This window comes from uncultured Nitratireductor sp. (assembly GCF_913053745.1).
Classification (GTDB): domain Bacteria; phylum Pseudomonadota; class Alphaproteobacteria; order Rhizobiales; family Rhizobiaceae; genus Nitratireductor.
Genome location: NZ_CAJXGF010000169.1, coordinates 1 through 8,802, shown reverse-complemented (window position 1 = coordinate 8,802; position 8,802 = coordinate 1). Strand labels below are relative to the sequence as shown.

Below are 8,802 nucleotides of genomic sequence, written 5' to 3'. Positions count from 1 at the left end.
GCCGCGGCCGGACAACACGACGCGTTTCGTCGTCGATTATCGCGGCGGCGACGTGGGGGCGCTGAAGCGCGGCGATGCCGAACCGGTTGTCGATCTTTCGCGCGGCGAGGTCACCTTGGCTGACGCCCATCCCGTTGTCGATCAGCCGGGCCTCTATCGCGCCTTCTTCGATGCGCGGATCGAGGGCACGGATCCGGTCGACATGCGCATGTATGTAAAGGGCAAAGACGGTCGCGCACTGACCGAAACCTGGCTCTACCAGTATTTTCCGAACCGGAATGACGGCAGACGTGGCGCCTGATGTGCCTGACTTGGAGGTTTTGCCGTAGGCGCTTGAGGGGGCAGGGGCGGTTTAATCGGATGCTGATCCTGTCCGCTCCGGGATTCTGCGGACGAAATGCTCAAACGTGATCTGCCAGGGATCGCTGTCCAGAGAGCGTTCTTCTCCGATCCAGTGGAAGCTGTCCGCCGCGATTTCGGTAAACCGCCACCGCGCTTTCAGTCCGCGTGAATCCTCGCCGGTCTGAACGATGTCCGCGCCTTCCGCCCGTCCGATCTGGCGCGCGTAATCCTGGTTGAGCGGATCGCTCCACAGAATGTGCCAACCGTCGATCTCGGGATCGAAAACGCGCAGGGTCGTGCCGTACATGATCGATCGAGCTGGGCGCTTGGGCCTGATCCAGATATCCTGAATCGCGCGACCTTCGAGCACCCAGTCGAAATGGATTTCTCCGGTCGATTTTTCTTTCTCGCCGTCAGGCAGGTGATGAATGGTCTCCATCTCCCAGCTTCCAATCAGCCACCCGTAAAGTTTCATGCTCTCGACGTGCTCCGTAGCTGGGGCCTTGGATCCGAGAGCGGTGAGAAATGCGGACATCGTCATGATCGGGATCTTCTGCTGTGCGGGTTTTGACGAAAACATCGCACAGTTCCCCTGACAGCCTCCCGTCAGCAGGGGCGCCAATTGTGCTGGCTGTGTCTCGGTGTCTGCGGCATCCGGATGCGGGGCGTCCGGCGCTTCTCCGCAAACGGTAGCGCTGAGACCGGGCGGCCGCCGGTTTATCGACGGCGGCCGCCATTGCGTGAAACCTCAACGGGCGCGCGAAATCTCATCGGGCGCGCGAGGTCTGGTCCGCCGGTGCCTCTTCGAACGCCGTTGCCGCCAGACGCTCCACATGCGCCTTCAGATCCGCGGGCCATCCACCGATACGGTTTTGAAAACCCGTTGCGTCGCCAGCATAGAGTGCGCGGGCGGCCTCTTCATAACCGGGCTGATCGCCCAGCATGGCCATCATGAAGCGATCTGTTGCGGCTTGCGCCTTGCGCAGGCGTTCGCGTGGGGCATCGGTCGTTCTGGCGGCGTCCACCAGCTTGCGCAACGTCGCCGAGGCGCCGCCGGATTGTTCGTTGAGCCAGTCCCATTGGCGTGGAAGCAGCGTGACCTCCCGTGCCACCACACCGAGTTTCGGCCGTCCGGGCGGACGTTTTCCCGGCGCGTTCTGCGACGCGCCGGTCGACAGTCTCGCCGTCACCTCGGCGTCGCTGCCGCTCAGGTTGAAATCGGTTTGCCGACCCGTCTCGTCGTCGAATATCAGCACGTCGGCGCCGGGGTGTTCAGCAAGCAGCGCCTTGGTTGCCAACGCCACCTCGGTTGCCGGCCCGCCGGCAAGACGCTTTTTGCCATGAAAGGCTGTATAGCTGGGCATGGAAGATCTCCGTTCAGATTGAAGTTGTTTTACCCGGGTATAATAATTCTGTCAATATACCCGGGTAAAATGCTTTTACCGAAGGTGTCCAGCGTCCCGGCGCAGGGCATCTCCCGTGCAGGCGTGTCGGAATTCAGGGGGGAACGATGAAAGAGCTCATGCTTTTGCGTCATGCGAAATCCAGTTGGGACGACCCCGGCCTCGGCGATGCCGAGCGTCCGCTTGCGCCGCGCGGTCGCCGCGCTGCGCCGCGGATGGGGCGTGAGCTTGTGCGTCGTGGCTGGTTTCCCGATTACGCCCTGGTTTCGCCAGCCCGCCGGGCGCAGCAAACCTGGCGTTTGGTGGCCGCAGAATTTTCGAGAATCAATGTTGCGGTTGGCAGTGGGGAGGGGCTCTACATGGCCACGCCCGAGCAATTGCTGAGGGCGGTTCACAAAGCGCCCCCGGAAGCTGGTCGTGTTGTTCTCGTCGGGCACAATCCGGGCATGGAGGCGTTTGCCAGCCTTCTGGCGGGCCGCGGGTCCGAAGAGGATGCGCTGGAGCGCCTGCACGAAAAATTTCCCACCGCCGCTGTCGCCCGCTTTGCCTTCGACGGGGGCTGGGATGCACTCTCCTTCGGCCAGGCCCGGCTGCTGGATTTTCTGAAGCCGAGAGATTTTGGCTGAAAGCGTGCTCCGCGGCCTTGCAGCCGTGGTGTGTCCACGCTAGCAGGGATGCAACATTACTGGAGGTTTTATGTCCCGGTGAAGCGGGGGCCGGATGCGCCCCCGAAATGGATGATGGCTGATGCCAGGCCAGCCCGTGCGTCCGTTTCTTATCCTGAACCGATTTTTCGCAGCCACCGTGCCTTTTGAGGGCGGTTTGATCCTGCATGAATGGACATGACCGAAATGATCAAGACCTATGAACCCGGCGCCGATGACGACGCCATCGTTGCTGTCTGGCTCGCTGCCAGCCGGCTCGCTCATGCCTTTTTGGATGAGGGCTTCCTGTTGCGTGAGGCCGACAACATCCGCACTGTCTACTTGCCCATGGCCGATACCCGCACCGCGTGGGCGGATGGCCGGCTTGTCGGCTTCATCTCACTGCTCGGCGATCAGGTCGGCGGTCTCTTTCTCGACCCGGCCTTTCATGGCCGCGGCCTTGGGCGGGCGTTGATGGACGATGCGGTGGCCCGCATGGGTGCGCTGGAACTCGATGTGTTCGTCAAGAACGACATCGGTCGTCGCTTCTATGCGCGCTACGGCTTTACAGTGGTGGAAGAGCGTATCGACGAGCCCACGGGCGAGCCGGTGCTGCATCTTCGTTACGCGGCCTGACATGAACGCGCATGACCGCTGCTGACAGCCTTCTGTCAGCAGCGAGGTGGAGGCGTGCATTCCCAGTACGCCACCCCTTTCCATTTGTCTCCGGCGATTCCATATTCGTCTCATGGCCAAATCACCCGACAAGAAGAATGGCGGCTTCGCCGAAGCCCCCCAGCCCGCGCTTTCGGGCAAGCCGTTGACCGGTTCCGTCGCCGACTGGGCCGACGAGATCGCTCAGGAAGCGGACAAGCCCGCACCGGCAAAGGCGAAGAAACCGAAGAAGCCGGCCGAACGGTCCGCCAGCGGTTCCAAATCCGCGCGCGGCACCTCCATGGGCGGGGCGGCCTCGGCCAAGGAGCGCGCCGCCGCCGGCCTGATGCCCGTTGCCGGTCTCGATGTCACGCTGGAGGAGGCCGAGGGGCTTTCCTCGTCCGGCGTCACCGCCACCGTGGCGGCCCTTTCCCGCCTGATCGAAGGCGGCGATCCCAATCTTCAGTCCGAGTGGACGCCGCACCGCCCGACGCGCCCCGAAAAGTCCGAGGGCGGCGTGCCGATCAGGATGGCGACCGAATTCAAACCTTCCGGCGATCAGCCCACTGCCATCGCCGATCTCGTCGCCGGCGCCAATGAGAACGACCGCACCCAGGTGCTGCTCGGCGTCACCGGTTCGGGCAAGACCTTCACCATGGCCAAGGTGATCGAGGAAACCCAGCGCCCGGCCATCGTCCTCGCCCCCAACAAGACGCTGGCCGCCCAGCTCTATGGCGAGTTCAAGAGCTTTTTCCCGGACAATGCGGTCGAGTATTTCGTTTCCTACTACGATTACTACCAGCCGGAGGCCTACGTCCCGCGCTCCGACACCTATATCGAGAAGGAATCCTCCATCAACGAGCAGATCGACCGCATGCGCCACTCGGCCACGCGCGCTTTGCTCGAACGCGACGACGTCATCATCGTCGCCTCCGTGTCCTGCATCTACGGTATCGGCTCGGTCGAAACCTACACGGCCATGACCTTCCAGATGCAGATCGGCGACCGGCTCGACCAGCGCCAGCTTCTCGCCGATCTCGTCGCCCAGCAATACAAGCGCCAGGACGTCAATTTCGTGCGCGGCTCATTCCGCGTGCGCGGCGACACGATCGAGATCTTTCCCGCTCACCTTGAAGACCGCGCCTGGCGCATCTCGCTGTTCGGCGACGAAATCGAAACCATCACCGAGTTCGACCCGCTCACCGGCAAGAAGACCGGCGACCTGCAATCGGTCAAGATCTACGCCAATTCGCACTACGTCACCCCGCGCCCCACGCTCAACCAGGCCGTCAAGGGCATCACTGCCGAATTGAAGCAGCGCCTCGCAGAGCTTGAGCGCGCCGGCCGCCTGCTCGAAGCCCAGCGCCTCGAACAGCGCACCCGTTTCGATCTGGAAATGCTGGAGGCCACCGGCTCCTGTGCCGGCATCGAGAACTATTCGCGCTATCTCACCGGCCGCGCGCCCGGCGAGCCGCCGCCCACCCTGTTCGAGTACATCCCCGACAATGCGCTTGTCTTCGTCGACGAGAGCCACGTCACCATTCCGCAGATCGGCGGCATGTATCGCGGCGACTTCCGCCGTAAGGCGACGCTCGCCGAATACGGTTTCCGCCTGCCCTCCTGCATGGACAACCGCCCCCTTCGCTTCGAGGAGTGGGACGCCATGCGCCCCGCAACCGTCGCCGTCTCCGCCACGCCCGGCAACTGGGAGATGGAAGCCGCCGGCGGCGTCTTCGCCGAACAGGTCATTCGCCCCACCGGCCTCATCGACCCGCCCGTCGAGGTGCGCCCCGCCAAATCCCAGGTGGACGACGTTCTGGGCGAAATCCGCGAAACCGCCGCCAAAGGCTATCGCACGCTTGTTACCGTGCTCACCAAGCGCATGGCCGAGGATCTCACCGAATATCTGCACGAGCAGGGCGTGCGCGTGCGCTACATGCACTCAGACATCGACACGCTGGAGCGCATCGAGATCATTCGCGATCTGCGTCTCGGCGCCTTCGACGTGCTCGTCGGCATCAACCTGCTGCGCGAGGGCCTCGACATTCCCGAATGCGGCCTCGTCGCCATTCTGGACGCCGACAAGGAAGGCTTTCTGCGCTCCGAAACCTCGCTCATTCAGACCATCGGCCGCGCCGCGCGCAATGTCGACGGCCGCGTCATGCTCTATGCCGACCGCATCACCGGTTCCATGGAGCGCGCCATGGAGGAGACCAACCGCCGCCGCGAAAAGCAGCTTGCCTACAATGAGGAACACGGCATCACGCCGGCCTCCATCAAGAAGAACATCGCCGACATTCTCGATTCCGTCTATGAGCGCGATCACGTCCGCGCCGATCTTGCCGGCGGCGGCAAGGGCGAGGATCTCAACAATCTCGTCGGCGACAATCTTGCCGCCCATCTCGAACACCTCGAAAAATCCATGCGCGACGCCGCCGCCGATCTCGACTTCGAGGAGGCGGCGCGTCTGCGCGACCAGATCAAGCGTCTGAAGGAAACCGAGCTCGCCATCATGGACGATCCGCTCGCCCGCGACGTCGGTGTCGAAAACACCCGGAAATCCCGCCGCGACAAGGCGCGCGGCAGGAAGGGGCAGGGCCCCCAAGGCCAGACGTCCACCTCCCGCCAGAAAGACGGGGCGGGACCGGCCGACCCCGGCGGTTCGACCCCGGCTGGTTCTTCTGCGAGCGTCAAGGGCGGCGGCGACGAATCCTCGCTCTTTCACAAACCCGACCTCGACGAAATGGGCACGTCCGGCGCCCATGCCGTCCCCGCCGGCAAGAGCCTGTTTCGCAAGAACGATCTGGACGAAATGACCGTCGGTCGTACCGAGAAACCCGTTCGCAAGACGCCACCGAAAAAGCCGGAAGACGACGCCAAACCGGTCAAGCGCCATCGGCCCGGCCTGGGCTCTTACGAAGACCCCGCCGACGAACGTCGCAGCAAACGCCGACCCGGGAAGACGGGACGACCCGGTCGCTGATCCTCCGTCGTTGCGGAAGCCGCAGACTGTCCAAAATCCATTGGCACGACATCGACAAGCGTGGCCGAGCCACCGCCGTGGAAGGTGCGAGTGCGTGCCTCGCCCTGCGAACGTATACGGGCGGCGCATCTTCCACTGGCGCGACCCGTCACGGTGCGCTTTTTGCCTTTCAGCAACGCTCATTCAGAGCCCCCGGAGACGAGGGCGCTCGGCACCGCGCATCTTTCCATTCTCTCCACCCGCGCGCGGTTCGGCTTTTCGAATTCTTTCGCTTTGACTTCGCTTCTTGCGGCAAATATATTCAACCTACAGTATATGTTTTCTTTCGAATACGACTGATTGGATCTTAGTTCTTGGCTTGATAGTATCGAACAATCTGGAGGGGGGATTATGGCTGCTGAAGAGAAAATACATGTTCTTTCGGATCGTATAAAAACGCATTCCAGTCCATGTTGACGGAGGAAGCGGTGAAGACAGCCGTGGTTCTTCCGTTCCTTACTGCTCTTGAATACGACGTCTTCAATCCCGAGGAAGTAATTCCCGAGTTTTGCGCCGATGCCGTCGGCAAGAAGGGCGAGAAAGTCGACTATGCCATCAAGCTTGATGGTGAAATTCGCATTCTGGTGGAATGCAAGCCCATCACCACAAAACTCGAGAAGGCACATCTGGCGCAGCTTTATCGCTATTTCTCCGTGACCAATGCGAGATTCGCCGTTCTTACCAACGGAAGGAATTTCGAGTTTTATACAGACCTGGCGTCGCCGAACCGACTGGACGAGAGGCCGTTTTTCTCGTTCGACCTTGCCGATGCGCAACACCCGGTGATCGGCGAGCTCAAGAAATTCGCCAAGAGCGAGTTTGATGTCGAAGGCATTCTGAAATCCGCGCACCGGCTCAAATACACCTCCGCGATCAAACGAGAGATCGCCGCGATCATGGACAATCCCCCGGAGGATTTCGTGCGCCTGGTCATTTCAGGCGTTTACGACGGGCGGTTCACACAATCCGTGCGCGAGGAATTTACCCCTATGGTCAAGGCCGCATTCCGGGACACGGTTCGCGAAATGGTTCAGAGCCGTTTGTCCAATGCCCTCGCCGAAACATCTGACGGGGATATCTCCGAAGAGGATGCGGACGAAGATGAGATTGTGACCACCGACGAGGAACGTGAGGGGTTCATGATCGTGCGCGCCATCGTTGGAGAGGTGATGAAACCCGCCCGCGTTTTCATGCGAGATCAGAAGAGTTATTGCGGGATACTGGTCGACAACAACAACAGGAAGCCGCTTGCCCGCCTTCATTTCAATCGCAAGACAAAATACATCGGTTTGTTCGACGGAGAGAACGAGGATAGGGTCAAGATAGGCAGTCTCGATGAAATATATGAGCAGGGTGCCCGCCTGCGGCAAACCGCGATGCAATATGTCGGGGTGCCCGCTTAAGGCGTTTCCAGACGCTTCTAAACGGATATTCCGGGCGCGCGACTGATCCGCTTCTGCTTGGCAGCGATGAAGCCGGCCGTTTCGCCCCTCGCGGCAATAGATCCCAACCGGTTCGGCATCGCCGAAGCGCGGCACACGCACGAACCGCTCAACCGACGCTTCGCCTCCGGGTCTGTCGTGCAGTGTATGTCGTGCAGTGGGGATTTCGGTTGTGTCATGGCTTGCAAGCGGGTTCATTGGTCACGATGGCGCTGCGTCGAGAAGGAGGTCGTTATCGTCGTTTTGGAACCTGTGACGGAGACTCCGACAATTCGTCGTCAGCGTTGCCGAACCTGGCCAGGCCATACCCAGCGACATGACCTGGCCAGGGTCGCGTCGCCGTATTGCCGGAGGTTCACCAGACGATGAAACGGTTTCTCGCATGCGTCTTTGCATTGCTGCTGACTGGCGTCGCTGCCGCGCAGCCGATCGAAAATTTCGATTCCCTGTCCACCGCGGAGCTGATCGAGGTTGCGCCACGAACCCACCCTGCCGCGCTTTATACGCTTTCCGCGCGGTTGCTGGCGCAGGGGCGCGGGCTGGAAGCGGCGAAATGGATGTATGCCGGTCAGTTGCGCTACCGGTTTCTGGTCGCCGCGCTCGGCGATGATGCAAGGGATGAGCGTGTTCTTTTTTCGGCTTTGACGGAATCTGTGGGGCGTCCCGTCAATGAGTATGTCGCCGGCGATCCGGAGGAGTGGATTCTGGCGATGAAGTGGGCGCTGGACTGGGATGCCGACCATGACAATCTTCTGACGTCCAAAGCGGCCTTCGCGTCCGAACTCGCCACTGTCCGCTCGGGATTGCGCGAACTCATCGATCAGGTGGACGAAAACCGCGACACGATCCGTCGGCGGCGCAGGGAATCCGGCCTGCCCGTCCGATAGTGCGCCACGCGGGCAGGGAGGTTGGCAGGCACATTGCTTCACTGTGCGGTCGCCGGGATGCCTGCTGACGCCGAAATGCCTTTCGGGGCCGAAAACTCCGTCGATCTGCCAGATGCCACGCTTGGGCGGGGAAAGCTGATCCCTCCAAACCGGGCAGGAACCTCGCTTGAACAAGCCTTTCAAGGCTGCCGGGATCCCCGGAAAACCTCTTTTTATCCCCGCCCATTGAACCCGCGCTATCCTCCCCCCATCGCCCTTTTCGGGAACCGGGTCCGGAGCCGGGGATCAGGAAGGGCGGCGGCAGCCTCCCCCTTGGGCATCGGTGGTCCAAGGCATGTGAGGGCCCGCGACAGGCCGGCGGCCGGTTTCAAGACCGGTTGCGGAGAAGCCGCTAGGGCGAAACCCGTC

The 8,802-nt window shown here is 61.8% G+C and carries 8 protein-coding genes; 6 read left to right on the top strand and 2 right to left on the bottom strand.

Annotated elements, in window-relative coordinates; genetic code table 11:
- Positions 1-301, top strand: a 301-nt coding sequence (locus QZ638_RS20330; protein WP_295813747.1) for a glucan biosynthesis protein, incomplete at its 5' end; no start/stop codon positions are given.
- Positions 302-352: 51 nt separating this feature from the next.
- On the opposite strand, the gene QZ638_RS20325 is transcribed toward QZ638_RS20330, so the two are convergent.
- The gene (locus QZ638_RS20325) at positions 353-817 is read right to left on the bottom strand and encodes a hypothetical protein (RefSeq protein WP_295813745.1); all 465 of its coding nucleotides are present in this window, start codon (positions 815-817) and stop codon (positions 353-355) included.
- A 292-nt stretch (positions 818-1,109) separates the two neighbouring features.
- Positions 1,110-1,706, bottom strand: coding sequence for a DUF2239 family protein (locus tag QZ638_RS20320; protein ID WP_295813743.1), 597 nt, complete (start codon positions 1,704-1,706; stop codon positions 1,110-1,112).
- A gap of 146 nt (positions 1,707-1,852) precedes the next feature.
- On the opposite strand from QZ638_RS20320, the gene QZ638_RS20315 reads away from it, so the two are divergent.
- The 5 genes from QZ638_RS20315 to QZ638_RS20295 all read left to right on the top strand — a co-directional run bounded on the left by QZ638_RS20315 (position 1,853) and on the right by QZ638_RS20295 (position 8,394).
- Positions 1,853-2,371, top strand: a complete 519-nt coding sequence (locus QZ638_RS20315) for a histidine phosphatase family protein (RefSeq protein WP_295813741.1) — start codon at positions 1,853-1,855, stop codon at positions 2,369-2,371.
- A 216-nt stretch (positions 2,372-2,587) separates the two neighbouring features.
- Positions 2,588-3,025: a GNAT family N-acetyltransferase gene (locus tag QZ638_RS20310; RefSeq protein ID WP_295813739.1), complete on the top strand. Its 438-nt coding sequence runs from the start codon at positions 2,588-2,590 to the stop codon at positions 3,023-3,025.
- A gap of 112 nt (positions 3,026-3,137) precedes the next feature.
- Complete coding sequence (gene uvrB, locus QZ638_RS20305; protein ID WP_295813737.1) at positions 3,138-6,026, top strand: excinuclease ABC subunit UvrB; 2,889 nt, start codon at positions 3,138-3,140, stop codon at positions 6,024-6,026.
- Between the two features lie 467 nt (positions 6,027-6,493).
- Positions 6,494-7,468, top strand: coding sequence for a type I restriction enzyme HsdR N-terminal domain-containing protein (locus tag QZ638_RS20300; RefSeq protein ID WP_295813735.1), 975 nt, complete (start codon positions 6,494-6,496; stop codon positions 7,466-7,468).
- Between the two features lie 404 nt (positions 7,469-7,872).
- Positions 7,873-8,394: a hypothetical protein gene (locus tag QZ638_RS20295; RefSeq protein WP_295813733.1), complete on the top strand. Its 522-nt coding sequence runs from the start codon at positions 7,873-7,875 to the stop codon at positions 8,392-8,394.
- The last annotated feature ends 408 nt before the right edge of the window (positions 8,395-8,802 follow it).

Bases quoted from the DNA above. Each gene is read 5' to 3' on its own strand.
- QZ638_RS20310 (WP_295813739.1), top strand. From the start codon at position 2,588: ATGACCGAAATGATCAAGACCTATGAACCCGGCGCCGATGACGACGCC.
- QZ638_RS20325 (WP_295813745.1), bottom strand. From the start codon at position 817: ATGAAACTTTACGGGTGGCTGATTGGAAGCTGGGAGATGGAGACCATT.
- QZ638_RS20320 (WP_295813743.1), bottom strand. From the start codon at position 1,706: ATGCCCAGCTATACAGCCTTTCATGGCAAAAAGCGTCTTGCCGGCGGG.
- QZ638_RS20295 (WP_295813733.1), top strand. From the start codon at position 7,873: ATGAAACGGTTTCTCGCATGCGTCTTTGCATTGCTGCTGACTGGCGTC.
- QZ638_RS20315 (WP_295813741.1), top strand. From the start codon at position 1,853: ATGAAAGAGCTCATGCTTTTGCGTCATGCGAAATCCAGTTGGGACGAC.
- uvrB (WP_295813737.1), top strand. From the start codon at position 3,138: ATGGCCAAATCACCCGACAAGAAGAATGGCGGCTTCGCCGAAGCCCCC.